This window comes from Pseudomonas germanica, from assembly GCF_019614655.1.
Taxonomy (GTDB): Bacteria; Pseudomonadota; Gammaproteobacteria; order Pseudomonadales; family Pseudomonadaceae; genus Aquipseudomonas; species Aquipseudomonas neuropathica.
The window spans coordinates 2,161,021-2,187,178 of the sequence record NZ_CP071586.1 but is presented as its reverse complement, the minus strand read 5'-3'; the positions used below and the strand labels follow the sequence as shown (position 1 = coordinate 2,187,178).

Below are 26,158 nucleotides of genomic sequence, written 5' to 3'. Positions count from 1 at the left end.
AAAAAATTAGGCGCGGGAACTGTGCGGGGGATCAATCGGGAAAGAAGTCAGGCAAGTAGGCGATGACTGTAGGACTTGTCTGTAAAAAACAGCTCACAGATAAACAGGCGCGCAAAACCGCAAACGCGGCGTGAGGAAAACCTCACGCCGCGTTTGTTCGGGCAGACACAAATGGATTTACAGTGTTGAGTCGCGAGTACTCAGCTCTTTCAATTTGAGCTCCGCCAACGGGTGTCCGGCTTTGGCCGCCATGCCCCACCAGCGGGCGGCTTCGACAGGATCCGGCGGTTTGCTCGGCGTTCCGGCCAAACTGATCACGCCGACCTGATAAGCCGCTTTGCCATCACCCGCGAGCGCGGCCAGTCGCAACAGGCGAACACCTTCTTCACGTGCACCCAGGCCGACACCACGAAAGGTCAGGATGTGCCCGTAGAAGCTTTGTGCACCAACATCGCCAAGGTTGGCCATGCGCGCAAACTGCCCTTCAAGCCAGCGCCAGCCTCGCGGTTGGCGGACAAACCACGACCAGTGAAACAGCCTGCGGGCCAGCCAGTAACTGGCCCGCGCCTTGAGTCGTAAAAACACTCAGGCCTCTGCCGATTCCGGGTACTCGTACTCGAAGACCCTGACCACTTCCGAGGCATGCCAGGAAGCCGCGGCAACGCCGTCGGATGGCCCGGAAAAACGCCCCAGACGTTCAACACATTCGAAGAAACCTGTGCGCGGCAGGCGACTGGCGCCCTGGCTGATCACCAGCGAACTGCGCAACGGTTGTTCGGCCTTGGCATCCAGCGCGGCCAGATGTTCAAGCGCGGCCGTCAGGGTTTGCATGGCCGGCGTCGGCAATTGCAACCGCTCGAGCAACGCCCGATAAGTCAGCAGATGGCGCTGGCGACGCGCCTGATCAAGTTCCCCGAGCAATCCGTCCCAATGTTGACGACTGATGCGTACGCTCACGATTCATCCCTCCACCCTGGCACCGTCAATTCCCAGGCCAGGCTGCGGCGAATCGCGGCGTCGGGCTGACGCTCGCCACTTTCGATCATGGCCAGATAAGACGGGCTGATGCCTACCGTGCGGGCCAGCGCCTCAATGGCGATGCCCTTCCCTTCGCGCAAACTGCGTAGTTGATCCAGACCTGGAAGTATCGCGTCTGGTGAGGCCGTGAGCGGCGTGGCTGCCGGACGCGACGGTGTTTCGTTGATGCCTGCTGCTTTTAGTAGAGCCTGATACTGAGCCCACGGCAGAACCGCGTATTCGGGTTCGCCATCGCGTGCAATTATCTGAATATCCATGACTACCCCGTAGGACAACAACACTTAGCGAGTCGGCACTTTTCCCTAGAAGTGTAATCCTAACAGCGGCCAAGGTCGCGGGGGGTATCTATCTGTAGGTGGGTGCTGAGAATCAGGTTTTTTTCGGCCCCTGTAGTTGCAGTTGTTCGGGGGTATCCGGCAGGCGTTCGACGACTGCCAGTTTTTCCGGTTTCTGACGGTTACGCCACAGGCGAAACGCATTGAGTTCATCGTCGAGGGTTTTCATCAGCCAGGCGAGGACGGCGATGTCGTCGAACATGCCAAACACGGGAATGAAATCTGGAATCGCATCCACCGGACTGAGGAAGTACATCAAACCCGCCACCACCGACACCAGGGCTTTGCCACTGATAGCGCGGTACTCGCCGCGCCAGTAGGCCAGGCACAATGCCTGAAGCAAGCGTAAATCGTCCTTGAGTTTACCGAGACGATTGCCTTGCGCGGCGCCTTTGCTGGCAACCGCAAACAGTAAGGTCGGTAAACGGCCACGCGCCAACAGACGGCCGGCCAAGGGCAGGAATCGAGCGAAATTCCACGGAGCTTTCATCTATTCCTCCCGTTGAAATGTTATCCACACAAATTGTGGATAACCTTGTGAACAGAGCTGCATTTCAGCGCTGAAAGCCCCGTTTCATAAGGGCTGCGCTCAGATCGGGCGTTTTTTACTCACATAAAAAACCCCAATATTTCATTGACTTGGCTGCTCAGGGCGGCTAGCGATGGCAGTCTCATTGGCTATGACTCTCCCGACCGCCATCGGTTCGCTCTGTTTACCCTTGGCAGGGTCCAGATGCAACAACGCCCCGCATAAGCGAGGCGTTGTTGTCAGACCCGTTACCGATTACTTGGCAGCAGCGGCTTCTTTAGCTGGATCCTTGATGGCCAGCAGTTCCAGGTCGAAGACCAGAACCGAGTTGGCCGGGATTGCCGGGCTTGGCGACTGAGCGCCGTAAGCCAGATCGCTAGGGATGTACAGTTTGTACTTCTCGCCAACGTGCATCAGTTGCAGACCTTCAACCCAACCCGGGATCACGCCGCTCACCGGCAGATCGATCGGGCTGCCGCGCTCGACGGAGCTGTCGAAGACGGTGCCGTTGGTCAGCTTGCCGGTGTAGTGAACGGTCACTACGTCAGTCGGCTTAGGCTGTGGGCCATCAGCTTTCTTGACGACTTCATACTGCAGGCCGGAAGCGGTGGTCGTCACACCTGCTTTCTTGCCATTTTCTTCGAGGAATTTCTTGCCGGCGGCTGCCGACTCTTCGCTCATCTTGGCCATACGCTCTTCAGCACGCTTCTGCAGCGCGGCGAAGGCTTCGACCAGTTCTTCATCTTTCAGCTTCTGTTCTTTCTTGCCGACGGCATCTTCGATGCCCTGGGCTACCGCTTTGGAGTCCAGATCATCCATGCCTTCCTGAGCCAGGCTCTTGCCCATGTTCAGGCCGATACCGTAGGAAGCTTTTTGCGCCGGGGTTTTCAGCTCTACGCTGGTCTGCGAATCACAACCCGCGAGGACCAGGCTAACCAGGGCAACCGCCGCCGCCAACCGATGCTGTTTCATGCTATTTCCTTGTTCATGCGCCGAAAGGGCAATCGAGTAAAGCCGCGAGCTTATCAGGCCGCCACGACCAATGGCTACCGGCATGAGAGCAGGAATCTTCCGATAAGTTCAGGGATTAAAACGCATTGGCGCGAAGCGACGATGAAGCTTCTGTCATCTCGTCCCGGCAATCGGCGTCGTTTCTTCTTGCATCATCTGGCGTAATGGCCACTTGCCGCACAGGGCCAGGCTCAGGCATAACAGCGGAACAAATCGACAAGGATGTTTATCTTGCGCCTCTTATTCCGTGTGCTGACTCTGATCGTCGTGCTGCTGGGACTGGTTCTCGCCGTGGTCCTGTATTACGTCGCCAATCCGAAACTGCCCTTCTACACCCCCGCCGAGCAGGTGCATTACCTCGATCAGTGGAGTGACGAAGACCGGCAAACCTACTATTTCACGCCCCAGGGTACGCAGGTCAAAGGCCTGCGCTATGAGTGGTTCCAGGCGCTGGAACTGCCCTTCTCGGCGCAACGTTTCGCCTCGCCTGATTACCTGGCGCGTTTCGGTTTTCTGATCGACCCGCAGCAGAAAGCCACGACGACCAACCCCGGCAACCTCCCCGTCGGTTTTGCCCGACATCAGAACCCCGGCAGCACCGAACAATATCTGGACATCACTTGCGCCGCTTGCCACACCGGCGAATTGCGCTTCAAAGGCCAGGCCGTGCGGATTGACGGCGGTACCGCACAACATGTGCTGCCTTCCAGTGTTCCTACTTTACGCGGCGGCAGTTTCGGACAGGCTTTGGTGGCAAGTCTGACCTCGACTTACTACAACCCATGGAAATTCGAACGCTTTGCCAGAACCTTGTTGGGCGACGAATACGACGCGCGCCACGAGCAATTGCGCAAAGACTTCAAAACCTCTCTGAACACCTTCCTCAAGGTCGCCTGGAACGATACCCATCGCGGCCTCTATCCGACCGAGGAAGGTCCCGGCCGCGCCGATGCTTTCGGACGCATTGCCAATGCGACGTTTGGCGATGCGATTTCCCCCGCCAACTATCGCGTGGCCAATGCCCCGGTGGATTACCCGCAACTCTGGGATATGTGGACGTTCGATTGGGTGCAGTGGAACGGCTCCGCACAGCAGCCGATGGCACGCAACATCGGCGAAGCGTTAGGCGTCGGCGCCACCCTGAATTTTTTTGATACCAACGGTCAGCCGCTGCAAGGCGACGCTCGCTATGCCTCCAGCGTGCGCGTGCGTGATCTGCACAAGATCGAAGAAACCCTGCAAAAGCTCAAGCCACCCACTTGGCCAGAGGAGCTGTTTGGCGCCATCGACAAACCCTTGGCAGCCAAGGGACGCGCGCTGTTTGCCGAGAATTGCGCCGGCTGTCACGTACCGCGCCAGACGCAGGAAGGTGAGCGCTGGGTGCAGCATTTGCACATGCTGCCGGTCGATGTCATCGGCACCGACCCGACCGCCGCCACCAATATCGCCAGCCACCGTTTCGACCTGACCGCCCTGCAATGGGACCTGAAGGAACTTGAAACCATGGACGTCAAACTGCATCCGACGCCCACAGAACCTCTGGATCTGAGCCAGTTGTCAGTGGCCAAAGGCCTGGCTTACGTCACCGCCTTCGTCGAAGATCGTGCCTACCGCGAAGCCAACGTCACCGCACAGGAGAAGCCACGCCTGGACGGCTTCGGCTTGCCCATCGGCGTGCGCGAAAAAGTCGCTTACAAGGCCCGCCCGCTGGCCGGGGTCTGGGCCACCGCGCCATTTCTGCACAACGGTTCAGTGCCGAGCATTTATCAGTTGCTGTCGCCGCAGGATGAACGCGTCACGACCTTTTTCAAAGGCACCGTTGAATACGATCCGCGACATCTGGGTTATCGCACCGAAGCGTTTACCAATGGCTTCCTGTTCGACACGCGCATCACCGGCAACCACAACAGCGGCCATGAGTTCCGCGCCGGCGAACGTGGCAACGGCGTGATTGGCCGGCTATTGCAGCCCGAAGAACGCTGGGCACTTCTTGAGTACCTGAAAGTCCTCGGCGGCCCACTGGAGGCGCAACTGCCATGATCTCAACCTTCAAGAAAGAACAGTCGCTGCTGGCCAGAATCTGGTTGTGGCTGGGTCGTGTACTGGGCAAGGTTCTGTTGATAGCGCTCGTCATCGGCCTGTTCGGCTGGGCCATCGCCACAGCATGGTTTGCCTGGCATCACCGCGGCCCGGTGTCGGCGCTGGAGCAGGTTCCGCCTGGCGAAGCGGCGATGACACAGGACGTGATCCAGACCGCCGTGCGCATCGTCGATCAGCATCGCGAAGGCACCCGTTATCTGCGCGACGCCCATGCCAAGGCCCATGGCTGCGTGAAGGCGCAGGTGCAAGTGCTGCCGGAACTGGCGCAACCGCTGCGACAGGGCGTGTTCAGTGAGCCCGGAAAAACCTGGCAAGCGATGATTCGCCTGTCCAATGGCAATGCCTATCCACAGTTCGACAGCCTGCGCGACGCCCGGGGGATGGCGATCAAACTGCTGGACGTTTCGGGAAAACAGCTGCTCGGCAACCGCCAGTCACAGCCTGAGCAGGATTTTGTGATGTTCAGCCACCCGAACTTTTTTGTCAGCGATGTCGCCGAGTATCGTCAGAACGTGTCGGCGCAGGCTGACGGCAAAAAGGTCATGGCATTTTTTCCGGGATGGGACCCGCGCACATGGCAGGTCCGCCATTTGTTTATTGCGCTGGCAACCCTGTCACCGCCGCCGGACAGTCCGACCGCGACCACTTATTTTTCGGTATCGCCGTACAAATTTGGTGAAGCCAATGCAAAGTTTCGGGTGGCGCCGGCCCCGGACAACTGCCCGGACTACACACTGCCAAAACAGAATCATGATTTACCGAATTTCTTGCGCAGCGCCTTAAACCAGCAACTGTCGACGGACCGGATACCGGCGTGTTTCGTCCTGCAGATCCAGCGTCAGGATGCCAACAAGTACATGCCGATCGAAGACACCAGCATCGAATGGCGCGAGCAGGATTCGCCGTTTGAAACCGTAGCGCGGATCACTCTGCCACCGCAGGACTTCGATACACCGGCGCTGAATCTGGCGTGTGACAATCTTTCGTTCAATCCGTGGTTCGGGCTTGAGGCGCATCGGCCGATTGGCGGAATCAACCGCTTGCGTAAAGCGGTGTATGAGGCAGTGAGCGATTATCGGCACAGCCAGAATGCCGCGCAGTAGAGCGGTGTCAAAGCACCTTTGAGGACATGGAATCAATAAATCCAGGACAGCAAAAAGCCCGCACTAGGCGGGCTTTCTGTGGAATCTGGCGTTCAGTGTTCCAGATTCCGAATATGGCGCAGCGGACGGGACTCGAACCCGCGACCCCCGGCGTGACAGGCCGGTATTCTAACCGACTGAACTACCGCTGCGCGAAACGCTTGAAACGAATGGTGGGTGATGACGGGATCGAACCGCCGACATTCTGCTTGTAAGGCAGACGCTCTCCCAGCTGAGCTAATCACCCTTCGCTTCGTTACGGGACGCATTATGCCACAAGTTTTCGTAAAGTGTTGATTTAATTGAATTTTTTTTCAAATAAATCCGAAAACCAGTAAAACGACACATCCCGCGGGTACAACCTTGGAGCAGAAAAAAACCCGCCTTGGCGGGTTTTTCCGTGGTGACCTGGCGTTCAGTGGTCCAGGTTACCGAATATGGCGCAGCGGACGGGACTCGAACCCGCGACCCCCGGCGTGACAGGCCGGTATTCTAACCGACTGAACTACCGCTGCGCTAAACACTTGAAACGAATGGTGGGTGATGACGGGATCGAACCGCCGACATTCTGCTTGTAAGGCAGACGCTCTCCCAGCTGAGCTAATCACCCTTCGCTTCGGTGTGGCGCGCATTCTACGGAGCGACCCAACCTCTGGCAAGCACTTTTTTAAATAATTTTCTCAGGCCTTCCAAAGGCTTAGAGAAGGGTTGGCCTATGGGACGGCGAAGACAATAATGCCCCCCTTTGTATAAAGGAGAGACTCACCCCATGTGGTTCAAAAACCTGCTTATCTATCGCCTGACCCAAGACCTGCCTGTCGATGCCGAGGCGCTGGAAACTGCACTGGCCACCAAACTGGCGCGTCCATGTGCAAGCCAGGAGTTGACCACCTACGGTTTCGTCGCGCCGTTCGGCAAAGGCGAAGATGCTCCACTGGTGCACGTCAGCGGTGACTTCCTGCTGATTTCCGCGCGTAAAGAAGAACGCATTCTGCCGGGCAGCGTCGTGCGCGACGCGGTCAAGGAAAAGGTCGAAGAGATCGAAGCCGAACAGATGCGCAAGGTCTATAAGAAGGAACGCGATCAGATCAAGGATGAAATCATCCAGGCGTTCCTGCCGCGCGCCTTCATCCGTCGCTCGTCGACCTTTGCCGCTATCGCGCCGAAACAGGGCCTGATCCTGGTCAACTCGGCCAGCCCGAAACGTGCCGAAGACCTGCTGTCGACCCTGCGTGAAGTGATCGGCACCCTGCCCGTCCGTCCGCTGACCGTGAAAATGGCACCGACTGCGGTCATGACTGACTGGGTCACCACCCAAAAAGCCGCTGATGACTTCTATGTACTGGACGAGTGCGAACTGCGCGACACCCACGAAGATGGCGGCATCGTGCGTTGCAAGCGTCAGGACCTGACCAGCGAAGAAATCCAGCTGCACCTGAGCACTGGCAAAGTCGTCACTCAGTTGTCGCTGGCCTGGCAGGACAAACTGTCGTTCATGCTCGACGACAAGATGACGGTCAAACGTCTGAAGTTCGAAGATCTGTTGCAGGATCAGGCGGAGCAGGACGGTGGCGACGAGGCGCTGGGTCAACTGGATGCCAGCTTCACGCTGATGATGCTGACCTTTGGCGATTTCCTGCCAGCGCTGGTTGAAGCGTTGGGTGGGGAAGAGACTCCGCAGGGGATCTAAATCCAACCAGTTCCAACTGATGGAACCGGTTCAAATGTGGGAGCTGGCTTGCCAGCGATAGCGGTGTTACAGATGGCTTATAGGGAGTCTGACACGCCGCCATCGCTGGCAAGCCAGCTCCCACAATGTTTTGTGGTGTAACAAACAATAAGGAACAAGCCATGCGCGCACTGGCTGCACTCAGCCGCTTTGTCGGCAATACCTTCGCTTACTGGGTTCTGATTTTCGCGGTGATTGCGTTCCTGCAACCGGCGTGGTTCCTCGGCCTGAAAAGCGCGATCGTACCGCTGCTCGGGCTTGTCATGTTCGGCATGGGCCTGACCCTCAAACTCGACGACTTCGCTGCTGTCGCCCGCCATCCCTGGCGCGTAGCGCTGGGTGTGGTTGCACATTTCGTGATCATGCCCGGTGTGGCGTGGTTGCTCTGCCAGGTGTTTCATCTGCCGCCGGAAATCGCCGTCGGGGTTATTCTGGTTGGCTGCTGCCCGAGCGGCACCTCGTCCAACGTGATGACCTGGCTGGCCCGAGGTGATCTGGCGTTGTCGGTGGCCATTGCTGCCGTGACCACCCTCCTCGCCCCGCTGCTGACGCCGGCGCTGATCTGGCTGCTGGCCTCGGCATGGTTGCCGGTGTCGTTCATGGAGCTGTTCTGGTCAATCCTGCAAGTGGTGTTGCTGCCGATCATTCTCGGCGTGGTTGCCCAACGCTTGCTCGGCGACAAAGTGCGCCACGCAGTGGATGTGTTGCCGTTGGTGTCGGTGGTCAGCATCGTGATCATCGTCACCGCCGTGGTGGCCGCCAGTCAGGCGAAAATCGCCGAATCCGGCCTGTTGATCATGGCCGTGGTGATGCTGCACAACAGCTTCGGTTATCTGCTGGGTTATTTCACCGGGCGCCTGTTCAAGTTGCCGTTGGCCCAGCGCAAATCGCTGGCGCTGGAAGTCGGCATGCAGAATTCGGGATTGGGTGCCGCGCTGGCCAGTGCACATTTCTCGCCATTGGCGGCGGTGCCGAGTGCGCTGTTCAGCGTTTGGCACAATATTTCCGGGGCACTGCTGTCGACGTACTTCCGGCGCATGAGTGAAAAGGAAGATCGCGAGTCGCTGGCGCAGCAAGCGGCCGACTGAGGCGAAAACTTGATCCCCGGGTTAATGCTCGTCACACTATTGCGTAACGCGGGGACGACCCTGCGGCTCGATCGAGTTATTAATCTGGGGACGACCCCGTCTATCGATGGAGGTCTTTCATGTCCTGGATCATTCTGTTTTTCGCCGGCCTGTTTGAAGTCGGCTGGGCCGTCGGCCTGAAATACACCGACGGTTTCACCCGCCCGCTCCCCACCGTTCTGACCGTTGCGGCCATGGCCATCAGCCTTGGCCTGCTCGGCCTTGCGATGAAGGAATTGCCGTTGGGCACCGCCTATGCGATCTGGACCGGCGTCGGTGCGGTGGGCACGGTGATTGCCGGAATCATCCTGTTTGGCGAGTCGATGGCGTTGATTCGGCTGGCCAGTGTGGCGTTGATCATTACCGGGTTGATTGGGCTTAAGGTCAGCGCTTAAGCCACTACCGCTTTCGCGAGCAGGCTCGCTCCCACAGTTGATCGTATTCCTCTGACGGAACGCGATCGAATGTGGGAGCGAGCCTGCTCGCGAAGAGGACCTTAAAATCGCCGGCTATCTAACTGCCCCGCGCAACTCCCCGACCAACCCCTGCAACTTCGCCGGCTCAGCAGCATCAACGCCCACCGGCGCTCCTGCCACCAACGTCACCCGCGACCACAATCGGTGAAAAAACCCTTTGTTCGGATCGCGACTGAAGAAACTCCCCCACAGCCCTTGCAACGCCAGCGGAATCACCGACACCGGTGTCTCTTCGAGAATCCGCGTGAGCCCGCCCCTGAACTCATTCATCTCGCCGTCCGCCGTCAACTTGCCTTCCGGGAAGATGCACACCAACTCACCGGCCTTCAAATAGTGAGCAATCCGGGTGAAAGCCTTTTCGTAGATCTGGATGTCTTCATTCCGTCCGGCAATCGGAATCGCCCCCGCCGTGCGGAAGATAAAGTTCAGCACCGGCAGGTTGTAGATCTTGTAGTACATGACAAAGCGAATCGGCCGACGCACCGCGCCACCAATCAACAACGCATCGACAAACGACACGTGGTTGCACACCAGCAATGCCGCGCCTTCATCCGGAATGGCTTCAAGGTTGCGGTGCTCGACGCGGTACATGGAATGGCTGAGCAGCCAGATCATGAAGCGCATGCTGAACTCGGGGACGATTTTGAAGATGTAGGCGTTGACGCCAATATTCAGCAGCGACACCACCAGGAACAACTGCGGGATCGACAGCTTGGCCACACTCAACAGCACAATCGAGACGATGGCCGAGACCACCATAAACAGTGCGTTGAGAATGTTGTTGGCGGCAATCACCCTTGCTCGCTCGTTCTCGGCGGTGCGCGACTGGATCAAGGCATACAACGGCACGATGTAGAAACCACCGAAAATGCCGAGGCCGAGGATGTCGACCAACACCGCCCAGGTGTGCACGAAGCCCAGCACGTCAATCCAGCTGTGGCCGCTGACGCTGTCGGGAATCCCGCCGGAATGCCACCACAGCAGCAAACCGAATACGGTCAGACCGAACGAACCGAACGGCACCAGACCGATCTCGACCTTGCGCCCGGACAGCTTCTCGCAAAGCATCGAACCCAGCGCAATCCCGACCGAGAACACGGTGAGAATCAGGGTGACCACAGTCTCATCGCCGTGCATCCATTCCTTGGCGTAGGCGGGAATCTGCGTCAGGTAAATCGCCCCGACAAACCAGAACCACGAGTTGCCGACAATCGAGCGCGACACCGCTGGCGTCTGGCCCAGACCGAGCTTCAGCGTGGCCCAGGATTGACTGAAGATGTTCCAGTTCAGGCGCATCTCTGGGGAGGATGCCGCCGCGCGCGGAATGCTGCGACTGGACAGATAACCCAGCACGGCGATCCCGACGATGGCGCAGGACACCAACGGTGCATAGTGCGAAGAGGACATGATGACCCCGGCACCAATCGTCCCAGCAAGAATCGCCAGAAACGTGCCCATCTCCACCAGGCCGTTGCCGCCCACCAGCTCATCCTCGCGCAAGGCCTGCGGCAGGATGGAATACTTCACCGGCCCGAACAGCGCCGAATGGGTACCCATGGCGAAGAGCGCCACCAGCATCAGCGACAAGTGATCGAAGAGAAAACCGACCGATCCTACGGCCATGATCGCGATCTCCGCGAGCTTGATCAGACGGATCAGCGCGTCCTTGGCGAATTTTTCCCCGAACTGCCCGGCCAGTGCCGAGAACAGGAAAAACGGCAGGATAAACAGCAACGCACACAGGTTGACCCAGATCGAACGGTCACCCTCGATGGTCAGCCGATAGAGAATGGCGAGGATCAGCGACTGTTTGAACACGTTGTCGTTGAACGCGCCGAGCGACTGCGTGATGAAGAACGGCAAGAAGCGCCGGGTGCGCAGCAGGTTGAACTGTGAGGGGTGACTCATCTTCCGTGTTTCCCTGATGTTTAAGGTAGAGAGGCCTGGGTACTGCTTATTGGATTCTCGAACCGCGATCCAGGCCACACCTTACCTAAACTTTTCAGGTTATTTCTTCAAACCTGCGATGCACGGCGAGACAAACAGCTCGCCCCGCCAGGCGCCTTGCACGGTACGTTTGCCGACGATCAGCCACATCAGCGCCAGCAACATCACCAACAGCGTGCCGACGACACTGAAAAACGTCAGGTTCAGGGTGCTCGCCAGTTTCAGAGTTGCCAGCGAATACACGCCCAACGGGAAGGTGAAGCCCCACCAGCCGAGGTTGAACGGGATGCCGTCACGCAAGTAACGCACGGTGATCAGCAGCGCCATCAGCATCCACCACAGCCCGAAGCCCCACAGGGTTATCCCGGCAATAAGCCCCACACCCGAGGCGATTTCACCGATACCGGGCAGACCGTTCGCCGCGAATATCGCCGGCGCATCACCGCCCAACAGCAACATGCCCAGCGCACCGGTGCCGATCGGGCCGAGGGCCAGCCAGCTCGACGCCGCCATATTTTCGTGGGGCAGTTTGTGCAGGGCCATGCGCAGCAGCAGGATGGTCAGAATGCTGAATGCTACCGGTAGGGAAAAGGCCCAGAGCACGTAGCTCGTCGTCAGTATCACCAGTTGTGAGTGGGCATCGGTGAGATGCGGTGCGAGCAAACCACCGCTGGCCGCCGCCACCTCTGCCGCCACGACCGGCAGCAACCAGACGGCGGTCATCTGATCAATGCTGTGTTCCTGACGGGTAAACATCATGTAAGGGATCAACACGCCGCAAGCCAGCGACATGGCCACATCGATCCACAACAGCACTTCGGCGAGGTGAATCACGCCGTCACCCCAGCGCGGCAAGCCAAACACCAGAAAGCCGTTGATGATGGTCGCCAGGCCCATGGGAATCGTGCCGAAGAACATCGAAACCGTGGAGTGGCCGAAAATCCGCCGGGCCTCGTCGAAGAACAGCATCCAGCGCGCGGCGTAGGCGACGGTAAACAGGCTGAATAACAGAATGTTGAACAACCACAAACCTTCGGCGATAGCGTGCAGGCCTGGAATGGCCAATGGCAGTTGCGCCAGCGCCAACGCCAGCACACCGGTGCCCATGGTCGCGGCGAACCAGTTGGGGGTGAACTGGCGAATCACTTCACGCGGGTGCTGAAGCTGGCGGAACGGTTTGATGCCGGGTTTGGCGCTGTTGGGGCAAGTCATCATGGAGTCCTCTCCTCTGGTGAGGTTGAGTCCATGGTAGAACCGAATCGAATATCTATATAACGGGTAATTTCTCTAACTGTTATCTGTTTTACCAATAAGCAGTCAGACGCTGCCTTCGCTCTCGATCACCAGAATCCGCGCTGCGCCTTGCGGATGGGCGACATGCTCGGTGCCGACACTCGCATAGAAGATGTCACCGACCTCAAGCTGCACCTGTTTTTCTTCGCCCAGATCGCGGTAATGCATCAGCACTTGGCCATCGAGCACCACAAATACTTCCTCACCATCGTTGATGTGCCATTTGTACGGCTGATCCGTCCAGTGCAGGCGCGTGGTGATGCCGTTCATGTTGGCGATGTCCAGCGCGCCCCAGGCGCGCTCGGCAGTGAAGGTCTTGCTGCGGATAATCTTCATGGGGCGATCCGTGAGAGAAGGCTGGGCAAGGCTAACCGAAATCGAGGGGGTTATGGAGCGCGGCACACTTTGGCTGCGGCTGGGCGCAGGCTGAGTAACAGCGCACCAATGGCCAACACGATCAACACCACCCCGTAACCATCGGTGGTTGCCAGCAAACCGTAGCTACGCGACAAGTGCCCGGCGAGCAACGCCGGCAGGCAGAACGCCAGATAACTGAGCACGTAATAGGCCGCCATCAATCCTGCCCGCTCATGGGGCAAGGCCAGCGGCACCAGGCTGCGCACGGCGCCGAGGAATCCCGAGCCAAAGCCGCAACCGGCCACCAGCGTGCCGAGGAAAAACAGCGACAGGCTGGCGCTGTGCACGCCCAGCAGAATCAATACCAGACCGATCGGCAGCAGGCTCGCACCCAACTGCAACGCCCGTGCGGCGGGACGATTGCGCATCGTGAAAATCATCAATGCACCGGTCACTGTCAGGGCGGCCACGGTTGCGCCGCCGATCAGATTGGAAGTCGAACCGGTGGCGGTGCGCACCAATGACGGTGCCAACGAGGCGTAGAAACCGCCGAGCGCCCAGGTTGCCGTGTTCAGTGGCAACACGCGCCACAAGGTGGCCCGCGCTTGAATCGGCACGTGCAGTGTCGGCCGCAACGAGGCCCACGCCCCCGCTTGCGGAGTGACGCTTTCCGGTAAGCGCCAGACATAAATGCCTTGCAATACAAACAGTGCGAGCAGCAGCCAATAGGTCAGCTGCATAGGTGCCGGCGCAAACTCCGCCAGCAAACCGCAACCCATGCCGCCCAAGGCCATGCCGAGCAACGGCGCGACACTGTTGATCAACGGCCCCTGCTGACGATCCGTGTCGAGCAGGGTCGCGCTTAAAACAGCGGTGGCCATGCCGGTGGCAAATCCTTGCAGAACACGCGCGCTGATCAGCCACGCCACGCTGTCGGCGTAGATAAACAGCAGCATCGCTAACGCGTTGAGCAACACGGCGGTGAAGATCACCGGTTTGCGTCCCAGGTGATCGGAAAGCGAGCCGACAGTTAATAGCGCCGCCAACAGGCTGAGCGCATAAACGCCGAAGATCAGCGTCAGCATGGTTGCCGAGAAGTGCAGCTGATCCTGATACAGGTGATACAGCGGCGTTGGCGCCGTGGAGGCGGCGAGAAAACTCAGTAAAGTAATCGCTAGAAACCACAGGCTGGATCGATTGGAAGCAAGGCTGGTCATGGGCACACTCCGCAAAAGCTAATTTTTTGCTTTTGCGGAGTGTGCTACTGCCTCGCGCTTAAAGCAAATTCTTTGTGTTAAGGTCTGCGCCATGGCTATTAAAGAAGGTTTGCGCCCCGGCGGCCGCAGTGCCCGGGTGCAAGATGCAATTCATTCGGCAGTCCGTGCGCTCCTGCAAGAACAGGAGCGCTCGAGCGTGACCGTCCCGCAGATCGCCGCGCGTGCAGGCGTTACACCGTCGACGATTTACCGGCGCTGGGGTGACCTGTCGGCATTGTTGGCCGACGTCGCCCTCGCCCGCATGCGTCCGGACAGCGAACCGGCGCAAACCGGCAGCTTGCGCAGTGATATTCGTGCGTGGGCTGAGAAGTATCTCGATGAGATGAGTTCGGAGCCTGGGCGCAATATGATGCGCGACGTGCAGGCCAGTGCTACGCCGGGCTATTGCGTGACGATCATTGGCGCGCAGTTGCAGACGATCATTGAGCGGCATCCGGATGAAGTGGCTCCGAGTGTTGATCGGCTGATCAATCTGGTGGTCGCACCGGTGGTGTTCCGGATTCTGTTTTCGGCGGCGGCGCTGGAGGTGGATGAACTGCATCGTCTGATCGAGATTGCATTGCAGCAGGACTGACGCCATCGCTGGCAAGCCAGCTCCCACAGGGAGCTTCAGCGAATCCGGATTTTGTGCTCACCCGAGTAACTGTGGGAGCTGGCTTGCCAGCGATGAGGCCCGACCGGTCACCGCAAAAACCACCCGGCTCTCGCCCTGCGACACCCCGCCACGCCACGACCTTGGTCGACACTGACTAACCGCCCCGCGCATGCGAGACTGTCCGCCCGGGCAGGATTGCCGGGGAGTCTTTTGTCGGGAGTGTTGCATGTCGCTGTCCACCGGGCTGATCGCCGCCGTCGCCCTGGCCTATATGGCCATCATGTTCGCCATCGCCTTCTACGGCGACCGCCGCAGCGCGCCGTTGCCGCCGCGCGTGCGTGCCTGGGTGTACAGCCTGTCGCTGGCGGTTTATTGCACCAGCTGGACGTTCTTCGGCGCTGTCGGTCAAGCCGCCGAGCAATTGTGGTCATTCCTGCCGATTTACCTCGGACCGATTCTGCTGTTGGTCGGCGCGCCGTGGGTCCTGCAGAAAATGGTGATGATCAGCAAACAGGAGAACATCACCTCCATCGCTGACTTTATCGCCGCGCGCTACGGCAAATCGCAATCGCTGGCGGTGGTCGTGGCGCTGATCTGTCTGGTCGGCGTCCTCCCCTACATCGCCCTGCAACTCAAAGGCATCGTCCTCGGCGTGAACCTGCTGATCGGCGCCGGTGCCGACGCCATGGGCACTCGCGCCCAGGACACCGCGCTGATCGTGTCGCTGGTGCTGGCGCTGTTCACCATCGTCTTCGGCACGCGCAACCTCGATGCCACCGAACACCACCGTGGCATGGTGCTGGCGATTGCTTTCGAATCGCTGGTCAAACTGTTCGCCTTTCTCGCCGTCGGCGCTTTCGTCACTTATGGCCTGTATGACGGTTTCGATGACCTGTTCAACCAGGCCATGCTCGCCCCGCGTCTCGAGGAATACTGGAAAGAAACCATCAACTGGCCGTCGATGGTGGTGCAGACCGGCGTGGCAATGATGGCGATCATCTGCCTGCCCCGGCAGTTCCACGTCACCGTGGTTGAGAACATCGACCCGCAAGATCTGCGCCTGGCCAAATGGGTATTTCCGGCCTATCTGGCCTTGGCCGCGCTGTTTGTCGTGCCGATCGCGCTCGCTGGTCAGATGCTGTTGCCACGCGATGTGCTGCCCGACTCCTTCGTGATCAGCCTGCCACTGGCGCAGGCCCATCCGGCGCTGGCCATGCTGGCGTTTATCGGTGGCGCGTCGGCGGCGACCGGCATGGTGATTGTCGCCAGTGTGGCGTTGTCGACCATGGTCTCCAACGACATGCTGTTGCCGTGGCTGCTGCGGCGCAATAACGCCGAGCGCCCGTTCGAAGTGTTCCGCCAATGGATGCTCTCGGTACGCCGCGTCAGCATCGTCGTGATTCTGTTGCTGGCCTACGTCAGCTATCGCTTGCTCGGCTCGACCGCAAGCCTGGCGACCATCGGCCAGATCGCGTTCGCCGCCGTGACTCAACTGGCGCCCGCCATGCTCGGTGCGCTGTACTGGAAACAGGCCAACCGGCGCGGCGTTTTCGCCGGTTTGGCCGCCGGTACTTTCCTGTGGTTCTACACCTTGATCCTGCCGATCGCCGCGCACAGCCTTGGCTGGTCGTTAAGCAGTTTTCCAGGGCTGGCGTGGTTGCACAGCAATCCGCTGAACCTGCCGATTACCCCGCTGACCCAAGGCGTAGTGCTGTCGCTGGCCGGCAACTTCACTCTGTTCGCCTGGGTTTCGGTGCTGTCGCGTACCCGCGTATCGGAACACTGGCAGGCCGGACGTTTCATCGGTCAGGAGATCAGTGCGCGGCCGAGCGCACGCTCGATGCTGGCGGTGCAAATCGACGACTTGCTGCAATTGGCCGCGCGTTTTGTCGGTGAGGAACGTGCGCGCCAGAGCTTCATTCGCTTCGCCTATCGCCAGGGCAAAGGCTTCAACCCCAACCAGAATGCCGACGGCGAGTGGATCGCCCATACCGAGCGCTTGCTGGCCGGTGTACTCGGCGCTTCGTCGACGCGCGCAGTGGTAAAAGCCGCCATCGAAGGTCGGGAAATGCAGTTGGAGGACGTCGTGCGCATCGCCGACGAAGCCTCCGAGGTGCTGCAGTTCAACCGTGCCTTGCTGCAGGGTGCGATCGAGAACATCACGCAAGGCATCAGCGTGGTCGACCAGTCACTGAAACTGGTGGCCTGGAACCGTCGTTATCTGGAGCTGTTCAACTACCCCGACGGCTTGATCAGCGTCGGTCGGCCGATTGCCGACATCATTCGCTACAACGCCGAGCGCGGCCTGTGCGGCCCCGGCGAAGCGGAAGTCCACGTTGCCCGCCGCTTGCACTGGATGCGTCAGGGCCGCGCGCACACCTCTGAACGGCTGTTCCCCAACGGCCGGGTGATCGAGCTGATCGGCAACCCGATGCCGGGGGGCGGTTTCGTCATGAGTTTCACCGACATCACCGCGTTCCGCGAAGCCGAGCAGGCACTGACCGAAGCCAATGAAGGGCTGGAACAACGGGTCAGCGAACGCACCCAGGAGCTGTCGCAACTCAATGTCGCGCTGACTGAAGCCAAAGGCACCGCCGAAGCCGCCAACCAGTCGAAAACCCGCTTTCTCGCGGCGGTCAGCCATGACTTGATGCAACCGCTGAACGCCGCTCGGCTGTTCTCCGCCGCCCTCTCCCATCAGGACGACGGCTTGAGCAGCGAGGCGCAGAAACTGGTGCAGCACCTCGACAGCTCACTGCGTTCGGCCGAGGACCTGATCAGCGATCTGCTGGATATTTCTCGTCTGGAAAACGGCAAGATCAACCCGGACCGCAAGGCGTTTGCGGTCAATGAACTGTTTGACACGCTCGGCGCGGAATTCAAGGCACTGGCGCAGGAACAGGGTTTGAAGTTCCGGGTGCGCGGCAGCCATCTGCGTATCGACAGCGACATCAAATTGCTGCGGCGCATTTTGCAGAACTTCCTGACTAACGCTTTCCGCTACGCCAAAGGCCCGGTGCTGCTGGGCGTGCGGCGGCGCGGCGGCGAATTGTGTCTGGAGGTGTGGGATCGCGGGCCAGGGATCCCGGAAGATAAACAGCAAGTGATTTTCGAAGAGTTCAAACGCCTCGACAGTCATCAGACCCGCGCTGAAAAAGGCCTCGGCCTGGGTTTGGCAATCGCCGATGGTTTGTGCCGGGTACTCGGTCACACCTTGCGGGTGCGCTCGTGGCCGGGTCGCGGCAGTGTGTTCAGCGTCAGCGTGCCGCTTGCCCGCTCGCAGGCCCAACCGGCAAGCGCTGCAGCCGAAATGAATGGCAGGTTGCCAAGCGGCGCGCGGGTGCTATGCATCGACAATGAAGACAGCATTCTGATCGGCATGAACAGCCTGCTCAGTCGCTGGGGCTGTCAGGTGTGGACAGCGCGCAATCGCGAAGAATGTGCTGCGCTGTTAAATGACGGCGTGCGGCCGCAACTGGCGTTGGTCGACTATCACCTCGACCACGGCGATACCGGCACTGAGCTGATGGCGTGGTTGCGCACGAGCCTGGGTGAGCCGGTGCCGGGGGTAGTGATCAGCGCTGACGGGCGACCGGAGATGGTCGCCCAGGTGCATGCGGCGGGGCTGGATTATCTGCCCAAACCGGTGAAGCCGGCGGCGTTGCGGGCGTTGTTGAGTCGGTACTTGCCGCTATAGAAGCAAAAGATCGCAGCCTCCGGCAGCTCCTACATTGGTATGGCGTACATCCTGTAGGAGCTGCCGGAGGCTGCGATCTTTTGATCTTTATTCAGGAAGTTCGACGAGACCATCGACATCGGTCATCGCCCGCTCCAGCAAATCCGCCGGCAAGCTCTTGCTCGCCCGGGCGCCGAGCAATTTCAGCTGCTCACTGCGACTGACCAGATTACCGCGCCCTTCTGTCAGCTTGTTGCGCGCTGAGCTGTAGGCTTTGTCCAGTTGCTGCAGGCGGTTGCCGACCTCGTCAAGATCCTGAATGAACAGCACGAACTTGTCGTACAGCCACCCGGCGCGCTCGGCGATTTCCCGCGCGTTCTGGCTCTGGCGCTCCTGTTTCCACAGACTGTCGATCACCCGCAAAGTCGCCAGCAACGTCGTCGGGCTGACGATGACGATGTTGCGGTCGAAGGCTTCCTGAAACAGCGATGGCTCAGCCTGCAAAGCTGCCGAAAATGCGGCCTCGATCGGCACGAAGAGCAAAACGAAATCGAGGCTGTGCAGGCCTTCAAGACGTTTGTAATCCTTGCCGGCCAGGCCTTTGACGTGATTGCGCAACGACAATACATGCTGCTTGATCGCGATCTGCCCGAGGGTGTCGTCGTCGGCTGCAACGTATTGCTGATAGGCGGTGAGACTCACCTTGGAGTCCACCACCACTTGCTTGTCGCCCGGCAGATAAATGATCACGTCAGGCTGGAAGCGCTCGCCATCCGGGCCTTTGAGGTTAACTTGGGTCTGATACTCGCGGCCCTTCTCCAGACCGGCGTGTTCGAGCACGCGCTCAAGAATCAGCTCGCCCCAGTTGCCTTGGGTTTTCTGGCCTTTGAGGGCGCGGGTGAGGTTGGTGGCTTCGTCGCTCAGGCGCAGATTGAGCGCCTGCAAACGTTCCAGCTCCTTGGCCAGCGAGAAGCGCTCGCGGGCCTCGGCCTGATAACTTTCTTCCACCCGTTTTTCGAAGGACTGGATGCGCTCCTTGAGCGGATCAAGCAACTGCCCGAGCCGCTGCTGACTGGTCTCGGCAAAGCGCTGCTCGCGCTCATCGAAGATCTTCCCGGCCAGCTCGGCAAACTGCGCACGCAGTTCATCGCGCGAGCCTTGCAGGTCGTTGAGGCGTTGCTGGTGGCTTTCCTGTTGCTCGCGCAGTTCGGCGTTCAGTGAAGCGGCTTGTGCGTCGAGGCGGCGCAGCTCAGCTTCCTTGTTCGCGCGTTCGAGGTTCCAGGCGTGGGAGGCATCGCGGGCGTCATCACGCTCGATCTGCAGCAGCTCGACTTCCCGGCGCAGCGCTGCCAGATCAGCCTGCTTGGCGGCGTTGGCCTGGCCGAGATCGGCAACTTCATCGCGGCTCGCGTCGAGCTGCGCGTTGAGTCCGTCCTGCGTCAGTTGCGCCATGGCCAGTCGCTCTTCGAGCAAGGCGACCTCGGCCTGGCCATTGCTCGCCCGGCGTTGCAGTTGCCAGGCCAGCGCCAGCAGTGGCAATCCCGCCCCCGCAAGCCCCAGCAATACGCTGGTCAAGTCCATCGCCATAGCCACTCCCGCCGATCTTATAAAGCCTGAAGGTTAACCAAGGTGTCAGGTCTTGGACAGCTCAGTCTTCGAGCAGACCGAGTTCCTGTTGCGCACGACGGTCACCGGCGCGAGCGGCCTGGCGCAGCAGATCCTGACCGATGCGACGATCCCGGGCGTTACCGCACTCACGGCACATCAACTGACCGAGGCGGCTTTGCGCAGCCACCACGCCTTCACGCGCCGGTTGTTTGAGCAAACACCCTGCGATGTGTTTGGCATTATGACTGTCGCTCAGGCGCGGGCTGTCGAGCAGCCATTCTGCGACGCGAACAGAAAATCGCTTGGGCGGGGTAACAGGAGAAGGTTGTGAGGTAACAGAGTCTGATACTGAGCGAAACTTCATAAAGCACTGTGGGACGAATCGGAAGGCGCGCCACTCTACTCTCTTTTTCTTACAGGTAAAGTCGAAAAACAACCCGGCACGCCCGTCCTAGAGCAAGCGCTCGGGACAATCCACAGAAGCTGTGGATAACTCAGTGGACAACCGCCCTCCAACCGTCGCAAAGCCTTATGGAATGGGGCTCGCAGTCAAACTGACGATTTTTTCACCAACAAAAAAAAGCGATGTTTTTCATTGACTTAAACTTTCGATGCAGGCAGCCAGTGGAGTCAGGATTGGTATGACAGTGCCGTTACAGCTTGCGCAACTAATGTGCACAAGTACCTGTTACCCGGTTATATCGATGCGCTTTTTCGGGTCGTTTTGCTAACCGGTCTGGGGATAAACCGGTCTGGCACGGGACTTGATGAACAAATCTTCACCGACCGACGGTCACTAGCTGCGCTAAATGCGGGCAATTCATCGCCCCCCCCCAAAGCAGACTCAATCGGCGTCTGCAATGTTTTTCTACACGAAGTTTGCTTTACCCGTTTCGATCCGTTAGTATCCGCGGCGTTAGTACCAAGCTGAAAGTCAATTCCGGTCGAACACATCCCCACGGTCTGCCTTCTTCCAAGAAGCTCTACCGAAAAAAGCGGGAACGACCCCTCGATGGTTTCCAGGTAAATCTTGCGACAACACAGCCTTCCAATGACGTGAAGGGTGTTGCGAAGAACACTTACTCTGACCGAACCAACCTGCAAATTGATCAGGATCTTCACCCCGGGCCCAGAACCTTTGCCCTCGTTGTGATGCCTGCCCTCCTAAGTACCTACCTGCCAGCCCAAGCGCGCCAACTTAATAGCGCTTCAAACTGGCTGCTTTGTTCCAGTCGGGTTCTTCGTTCGACCAATGGTGGTCGACGTTACTGGAACGTTTTAACGTTGCACGGTTCTTATCCGTGTCATTTGTAGGAACACCTAATAACTATGTCTACTCAAATCCATACTCAGGATGCCATTCGCACCCTAACCAACGCTTTTGCACCAATGAACTGCCTGATCATGGCCGCTCGCAAAGGCTGCTTCAGCTTCACACTGGTCAACGAACACGGTATCGCCCGCCACAGCGAGCGTCTGTACCCCGATCAGTACTCCAGCGCTGAACCGCTGCAGGCCGTGATCGATCGTACCCGTCAGGCACTGGTTGCCTGAGAGCCGAAAAGGCTGCAAAAGCAAAAGCCCCGCACACAATGCGGGGCTTTTTATTGCCTGATGTTTCGCTTTTACCCCTCAGCGGCTAAGCACCATCGGATATAACGGATATTCCCCGCAGCGGGAAATATTTTAAAAACAGTCCTTTACGTCGCGAATATGACACTACACTTCAACTCAAGCGGCATGATCCGCTTGCGGCGAGCCTGAACCGATCCATAGCTGCCAAGCCCCCTTTCAGGACTCGCCATTAATAACAAGAACCGAGGGTGTTATGGGTATCGCTGCCAGCGAACTGTGCCGCTACGTGATCCGTCCTACGCTGATTTATCTGGGACGCCACAGCGCGACCGCCGAATCTCTCCTGCTGGGCATCGCCGCCAGCCAGTCTGCCCTGGGGTCCGCCCTCCATGACCGCCGTGGCCACGGCCTCTACCGTATCGCCGAGCATCGCCACCAGGCCCTTTGGGATGATTATCTGGCGCTCGATCCGGAACGTGCCAGCCTGGTTCGTGGCCTCGCCAGTCAGCATGCCTTCCTGACCGGTCCGCACCTGGAATTGACAGTAAATCTGCGTTACGCCACGGCCATTGCCTGGCTGCTGGTAGAAGAACAAAACCCCACACTCCCCGATTCCAGCGATTTACTGGGAATGGCGCGCATCTGGCGCCAGACCTTCCAACCCCAAGGTCGTCTGCGCGACTTCACTTACGCCTGGCACACCTGTGTTTCAACGGTGAATCAGGTCGCTTGCTGACCGTCTGGTTTCAAAAGATCTGCCAACAGGTCGCGAATCTGGTCGGATTGTCCTACAAAACCGCTCTAAATCAAGGCATACGAGCTATAGCGCTAGGGCGAAAATGTTGGTAATTTTCGCCCCGGTGATCACCAGGAGTTCTAATAATGAAAAAAGTCATGCTCAAAACCACCCTTAGCCTCGCCGTTACCCTTGCCTCCACTCAAATTTTCGCGGCCGGCTTTGCCCTCAACGAACAAAGCATCAGTGGGATGGGGACTGGTTTTGCCGGGCGATCTTCTTCTGCAGACGACGCAAGCACTGTTTATGGCAACCCTGCCGGCATGTCGCGCATCAAGCGCGAACAAGTCACCGGCGGTGTAGCCGTTGTCGATGCTCATACCGATATCAGCAACGCCAGCTCCAGCCCCAACGGCGGCAGCAACAAAGGCGACATGGTGCCCTTCACCGCTGTACCTATGGGCTTCTACGTCAAACCAATTGATGAGCACTGGGCATTCGGCCTGGGCGTGTACGTGCCGTTCGGCCTGATTACCGACTACGAAAAAGGCTTTGCCGGCCGTTACTTCGGCAGCAAGTCCGAAGTACAAGTGATCACATTCCAGCCAACTGTCAGCTACGCCTTCAACGACAAGGTATCGATCGGTTTCGGTCCGACCATCAACCGCATCGACGGCTCGCTGGAGTCCAATCTGTCGATTTCTCCGGCGTTCCCGGACGGCAAGGTCAAGATCAAGGGTGACGACACCGCGCTGGGCTACAACGTCGGCGTGCTGGTACAAGCCACTGATACCACGCGCCTGGGTCTGACTTACCACTCGAAAGTCGACTACAAGCTCGAAGGCAACACCAAGGTCAACTACGGTGTGCTCGGCGCAATCGGTCTGGGCGCCAACCAGAAATACGACGCTTCGCTGAAGATCACCACGCCTGAATCCATCGACTTCTCGGTCACCCAGGCAATCAACGATCGCTGGAACGTCTATGCCGGTACCACCTGGACCCGTTGGAGCCAGCTGGAAAAAATCACCGTCAAGAACTCCGGGGTACAGCCGTTGCTGGCCGGTCAGTTCGGTTCGATCAACGAAGACCAGAACTGGCATGACTCCTGGGCCTACGCCGTGGGTACGTCGTATCAGTTGAACAAGGAATGGGTATTGCGTACCGGCCTGACGTTCGACCAGTCGCCGACCAATAACGAAGACCGTTCGCCACGTATTCCGACTGGCGACCGCACCATCTTCAGTATCGGTGCCGGCTGGAGCCCGACCGACGACCTGACCATCGATGTCGCCTACTCGTACCTGAAGGAAGAGTCGGTCAAGATCCGCAACGAAAACAACCGTGGTCAGACCTACGATGCCAAGTATGAAAACTCGGCAAACGGTTTCGGTGTCGGCGCTACTTACCGCTTCTGATGCTGCACGGCGAGGCTAACCCCTCGCCTACAAAAAAGCCCCGCTCTCTTTGCAGAGGCGGGGCTTTTTTGATGCCTTGATTTTGCTCACCACCACAACACACTTCCCGCGTGGGGGCGAGCCTGCTCGCGAAGGCGGTGTATCAACCAATACACCTGTCGACTGGCAGATCGCTTTCGCGAGCAGGCTCGCTCCCACAAAAAAACAGCGCTATGGCTTCAGCGGTTTCGAGGCGATAGCCTTCTCGATCGCGGCGATAAACTCCGGATCATCCGGCTTGGTCAGACTGGAAAAATTGGCGATCACCTTGCCTTGGCGATCGACCACATATTTATAGAAATTCCATTTCGGTGCGCTGCTCTGTGCCGCCAATATCTGGAACAGATGCGTAGCGTCATCACCACGAACCTTCTGCGGCTCGGTCATATTGAACGTCACGCCATAGTTGGCGTAGCAGACCTTGGCAGTCTCGGCGCTGTCCTTGGACTCCTGTTTGAAATCGTTGGAAGGCACCCCGAGCATTTGCAAACCTTGCCCTTCGTAGCGTTTATGCAGCGCCTCAAGGCCTTCGAACTGCGGCGCAAAACCGCAGAAGCTCGCCGTATTGACCACCACCAGTGGCTTGTCGGCGTATTGCTTGCACAGATCAATGGATTCCTTGGCTCGCAACTTGGGCAGTGAGCCTTGCAGCAATTCGGGACAGTCGGCGGCCTGGGCCAGACCAGTCAACGCCATCAGCAACGCGGGAACAGCACACCAGCGCATCAGCATGTCGAGCATCCTTGAGCAGTCGTTCAGGATTCGACGTTACTCGTCATGCCCGCTTCTAGCAAATGCTCATGCCCAACTGCATCAAGGCCAGGCCGCCCTGCTGCCAGCCCCACCACACCAGCGCCAGCACAGCGGCGCCGAGTGCAGTGATGGCCAATCGTCGCCAGAATCGGCTCATGCGGCGCTCGCTGCGGCTTGCAGGCGTGCGACCGGACGCTCGCGCACCGGCCAGTTCAGCGCGGCTGCCAGCAGGCTCAGCAGAACCGCCACTTGCCAGATCAAGTCATAACTCCCGGTTCGGTCATACACCACCCCGCCTAGCCAGCCGCCAAGGAACGATCCCAACTGATGGAAGAGGAACACGATGCCACCGAGCATGGACAGGTTTCGCACCCCGAACAAGGTCGCCACCGTACCGTTGGTCAACGGCACCGTCGACAGCCACAGGAAACCCATGGCCATGCCAAACAGGTACGCCGACGTGGTCGTCACCGGCAGCCACAGGAACAACACGATCACCACTGCGCGCAGCAGATACAACGCGGTGAGCAAGCGCGGCTTGGACATGCGTCCGCCGAGCCAGCCGGCGGTGTAGGTGCCGAAGATATTGAACAGCCCGATCAACGCCAGCACCGTGGTGCCGACACTGGCCGGCAGATGCTGATCGACCAGATAGGCCGGCAAGTGCACACCGATGAACACCACCTGAAAACCGCAAACGAAAAAACCAAACGCCAGCAGCCAGAACCCGGAATGCGAGCAGGCTTCGCGCAACGCTTCGGACAGGGTTTGTTCATGGCCAAGCACCGGCAGCGGCTTGTCCTTGAGCATGCTCACCAGCGGCACGATCAGCGCCACCAGCAAGCCCAATACCAACAACGCCGCCGACCAGCCGAGCCAGCCAATCAAGCCGAGGGTACCCGGCAACATAGCGAACTGGCCGAAAGAGCCGGCGGCGCTGGCAATGCCCATGCCCATGCTGCGTTTTTCCGGCGGCACCGCGCGGCCGACGACGCCGAGGATCACCGAAAACGAGGTGCCGGACAGACCAATGCCGATCAGCAGGCCAGCGCTCAATGATAGCGTCACCGCCGAATCAGACAGGCCCATGCACACCAGACCCACCGCGTAGAGCACCCCACCGACGAGCACCACTTTTGCCGCGCCGAAGCGGTCAGCCAATGCACCGGTAAACGGTTGCGCCAGGCCCCAGATCAAATTCTGCAAGGCAATGGCGAAGGCGAACACCTCTCTTCCCCAGCCGAACTGAGCGCTCATCGGTGACAGAAACAACCCGAAGCCGTGCCGCACGCCCAATGACAACGCCAGGATCAGCGCACTCCCCAGCAACACCCAACCGCACGTACGCCACATCGATGTCATTGTTATTCTCCGCTTGCGGGTATATACCCGCTTGA

24 protein-coding genes and 4 tRNA genes are annotated in these 26,158 nt (G+C 59.0%); 10 read left to right on the top strand and 18 right to left on the bottom strand.

All coding sequences use genetic code 11. From position 1 onward, the window contains the following. Positions 1 to 177: 177 nt before the first annotated feature. From J0G10_RS09725 to J0G10_RS09705, 5 genes are all read right to left on the bottom strand, one after another. Positions 178 to 585, bottom strand: coding sequence for a tetratricopeptide repeat protein (locus J0G10_RS09725; protein ID WP_095051101.1), 408 nt, complete (start codon positions 583 to 585; stop codon positions 178 to 180). After that, complete coding sequence (locus J0G10_RS09720; RefSeq protein ID WP_003223109.1) at positions 586 to 957, bottom strand: hypothetical protein; 372 nt, start codon at positions 955 to 957, stop codon at positions 586 to 588. Continuing rightward, positions 954 to 1,295, bottom strand: coding sequence for a helix-turn-helix domain-containing protein (locus tag J0G10_RS09715; RefSeq protein ID WP_095051100.1), 342 nt, complete (start codon positions 1,293 to 1,295; stop codon positions 954 to 956). Before J0G10_RS09715 ends, J0G10_RS09720 begins: the two co-directional genes overlap by 4 nt. A 112-nt stretch (positions 1,296 to 1,407) precedes the next feature. Next, entirely contained in the window at positions 1,408 to 1,863 is a 456-nt protein-coding gene (locus J0G10_RS09710; protein WP_220558353.1) for a YkvA family protein, read from the bottom strand. 294 nt (positions 1,864 to 2,157) lie between these two features. Then, positions 2,158 to 2,874: an FKBP-type peptidyl-prolyl cis-trans isomerase gene (locus J0G10_RS09705; RefSeq protein WP_007919751.1), complete on the bottom strand. Its 717-nt coding sequence runs from the start codon at positions 2,872 to 2,874 to the stop codon at positions 2,158 to 2,160. Between the two features lie 270 nt (positions 2,875 to 3,144). On the opposite strand from J0G10_RS09705, the gene J0G10_RS09700 reads away from it, so the two are divergent. Together J0G10_RS09700 and J0G10_RS09695 are read left to right on the top strand one after the other, a co-directional pair. Beyond that, the gene (locus J0G10_RS09700) at positions 3,145 to 4,953 is read left to right on the top strand and encodes a di-heme-cytochrome C peroxidase (RefSeq protein ID WP_220558352.1); all 1,809 of its coding nucleotides are present in this window, start codon (positions 3,145 to 3,147) and stop codon (positions 4,951 to 4,953) included. Continuing rightward, positions 4,950 to 6,116 (top strand): catalase family protein, encoded by a 1,167-nt coding sequence (locus tag J0G10_RS09695; RefSeq protein WP_095051097.1) that lies wholly within the window; start codon positions 4,950 to 4,952, stop codon positions 6,114 to 6,116. The genes J0G10_RS09700 and J0G10_RS09695 overlap by 4 nt, the downstream gene beginning before the upstream one ends. 114 nt (positions 6,117 to 6,230) lie before the next feature. Here J0G10_RS09695 and J0G10_RS09690 read toward each other — a convergent pair. The 4 genes from J0G10_RS09690 to J0G10_RS09675 form a co-directional block, all read right to left on the bottom strand. Beyond that, positions 6,231 to 6,307, bottom strand: a tRNA-Asp gene (locus tag J0G10_RS09690). Positions 6,308 to 6,326: 19 nt separating this feature from the next. Further along, positions 6,327 to 6,402 (bottom strand) — tRNA-Val (locus J0G10_RS09685). A 191-nt stretch (positions 6,403 to 6,593) separates the two neighbouring features. Beyond that, positions 6,594 to 6,670, bottom strand: a tRNA-Asp gene (locus J0G10_RS09680). A gap of 19 nt (positions 6,671 to 6,689) precedes the next feature. Beyond that, positions 6,690 to 6,765, bottom strand: a tRNA-Val gene (locus J0G10_RS09675). A 159-nt stretch (positions 6,766 to 6,924) separates the two neighbouring features. Here J0G10_RS09675 and rdgC point away from each other — a divergent pair. The 3 genes from rdgC (at position 6,925) to sugE (ending at position 9,406) form a co-directional block, all read left to right on the top strand. Continuing rightward, positions 6,925 to 7,845, top strand: coding sequence for a recombination-associated protein RdgC (gene rdgC / locus J0G10_RS09670; protein WP_064390914.1), 921 nt, complete (start codon positions 6,925 to 6,927; stop codon positions 7,843 to 7,845). A gap of 161 nt (positions 7,846 to 8,006) precedes the next feature. Next, on the top strand, positions 8,007 to 8,972 hold the full coding sequence (locus J0G10_RS09665) for a bile acid:sodium symporter family protein (RefSeq protein ID WP_220558351.1): 966 nt from the start codon (positions 8,007 to 8,009) through the stop codon (positions 8,970 to 8,972). A 119-nt stretch (positions 8,973 to 9,091) separates the two neighbouring features. Beyond that, on the top strand, positions 9,092 to 9,406 hold the full coding sequence (sugE, locus tag J0G10_RS09660) for a quaternary ammonium compound efflux SMR transporter SugE (RefSeq protein ID WP_003223093.1): 315 nt from the start codon (positions 9,092 to 9,094) through the stop codon (positions 9,404 to 9,406). Between the two features lie 114 nt (positions 9,407 to 9,520). On the opposite strand, the gene J0G10_RS09655 is transcribed toward sugE, so the two are convergent. From J0G10_RS09655 to J0G10_RS09640, 4 genes are all read right to left on the bottom strand, one after another. After that, the gene (locus J0G10_RS09655; protein WP_220558350.1) at positions 9,521 to 11,395 is read right to left on the bottom strand and encodes an MFS transporter; all 1,875 of its coding nucleotides are present in this window, start codon (positions 11,393 to 11,395) and stop codon (positions 9,521 to 9,523) included. 99 nt (positions 11,396 to 11,494) lie between these two features. After that, entirely contained in the window at positions 11,495 to 12,646 is a 1,152-nt protein-coding gene (locus tag J0G10_RS09650; RefSeq protein WP_220558842.1) for a TDT family transporter, read from the bottom strand. A gap of 105 nt (positions 12,647 to 12,751) precedes the next feature. After that, positions 12,752 to 13,063, bottom strand: coding sequence for a cupin domain-containing protein (locus J0G10_RS09645; protein WP_095051094.1), 312 nt, complete (start codon positions 13,061 to 13,063; stop codon positions 12,752 to 12,754). A 50-nt stretch (positions 13,064 to 13,113) separates the two neighbouring features. Continuing rightward, complete coding sequence (locus J0G10_RS09640; RefSeq protein ID WP_220558349.1) at positions 13,114 to 14,301, bottom strand: MFS transporter; 1,188 nt, start codon at positions 14,299 to 14,301, stop codon at positions 13,114 to 13,116. A 91-nt stretch (positions 14,302 to 14,392) separates the two neighbouring features. On the opposite strand from J0G10_RS09640, the gene J0G10_RS09635 reads away from it, so the two are divergent. Both J0G10_RS09635 and J0G10_RS09630 read left to right on the top strand, forming a co-directional pair. Next, complete coding sequence (locus J0G10_RS09635; RefSeq protein ID WP_220558348.1) at positions 14,393 to 14,935, top strand: TetR/AcrR family transcriptional regulator; 543 nt, start codon at positions 14,393 to 14,395, stop codon at positions 14,933 to 14,935. Positions 14,936 to 15,182: 247 nt separating this feature from the next. After that, complete coding sequence (locus J0G10_RS09630; RefSeq protein ID WP_220558347.1) at positions 15,183 to 18,653, top strand: hybrid sensor histidine kinase/response regulator; 3,471 nt, start codon at positions 15,183 to 15,185, stop codon at positions 18,651 to 18,653. An 87-nt stretch (positions 18,654 to 18,740) separates the two neighbouring features. On the opposite strand, the gene J0G10_RS09625 is transcribed toward J0G10_RS09630, so the two are convergent. Continuing rightward, positions 18,741 to 20,105, bottom strand: coding sequence for a DNA recombination protein RmuC (locus tag J0G10_RS09625; RefSeq protein WP_177409299.1), 1,365 nt, complete (start codon positions 20,103 to 20,105; stop codon positions 18,741 to 18,743). 175 nt (positions 20,106 to 20,280) lie between these two features. Next, complete coding sequence (locus tag J0G10_RS09620; protein WP_095051090.1) at positions 20,281 to 20,604, bottom strand: SEL1-like repeat protein; 324 nt, start codon at positions 20,602 to 20,604, stop codon at positions 20,281 to 20,283. Between the two features lie 965 nt (positions 20,605 to 21,569). Here J0G10_RS09620 and J0G10_RS09615 point away from each other — a divergent pair. From J0G10_RS09615 to J0G10_RS09605, 3 genes are all read left to right on the top strand, one after another. After that, positions 21,570 to 21,794, top strand: a complete 225-nt coding sequence (locus J0G10_RS09615) for a hypothetical protein (RefSeq protein WP_003214941.1) — start codon at positions 21,570 to 21,572, stop codon at positions 21,792 to 21,794. Between the two features lie 274 nt (positions 21,795 to 22,068). Further along, positions 22,069 to 22,551 (top strand): hypothetical protein, encoded by a 483-nt coding sequence (locus J0G10_RS09610; protein ID WP_095051089.1) that lies wholly within the window; start codon positions 22,069 to 22,071, stop codon positions 22,549 to 22,551. Between the two features lie 146 nt (positions 22,552 to 22,697). Continuing rightward, positions 22,698 to 23,969: an OmpP1/FadL family transporter gene (locus J0G10_RS09605; RefSeq protein ID WP_095051088.1), complete on the top strand. Its 1,272-nt coding sequence runs from the start codon at positions 22,698 to 22,700 to the stop codon at positions 23,967 to 23,969. A 210-nt stretch (positions 23,970 to 24,179) separates the two neighbouring features. On the opposite strand, the gene J0G10_RS09600 is transcribed toward J0G10_RS09605, so the two are convergent. Genes J0G10_RS09600 through J0G10_RS09595 form a run of 3 tightly spaced genes read right to left on the bottom strand, consistent with a single transcriptional unit; the run spans position 24,180 to position 26,123 of the window. Next, positions 24,180 to 24,740, bottom strand: a complete 561-nt coding sequence (locus J0G10_RS09600) for a glutathione peroxidase (RefSeq protein WP_095051087.1) — start codon at positions 24,738 to 24,740, stop codon at positions 24,180 to 24,182. A gap of 55 nt (positions 24,741 to 24,795) precedes the next feature. After that, complete coding sequence (locus J0G10_RS30130; RefSeq protein ID WP_256573964.1) at positions 24,796 to 24,918, bottom strand: hypothetical protein; 123 nt, start codon at positions 24,916 to 24,918, stop codon at positions 24,796 to 24,798. Further along, complete coding sequence (locus tag J0G10_RS09595; RefSeq protein WP_093440060.1) at positions 24,915 to 26,123, bottom strand: MFS transporter; 1,209 nt, start codon at positions 26,121 to 26,123, stop codon at positions 24,915 to 24,917. The genes J0G10_RS30130 and J0G10_RS09595 overlap by 4 nt, the downstream gene beginning before the upstream one ends. Positions 26,124 to 26,158: the final 35 nt, after the last annotated feature.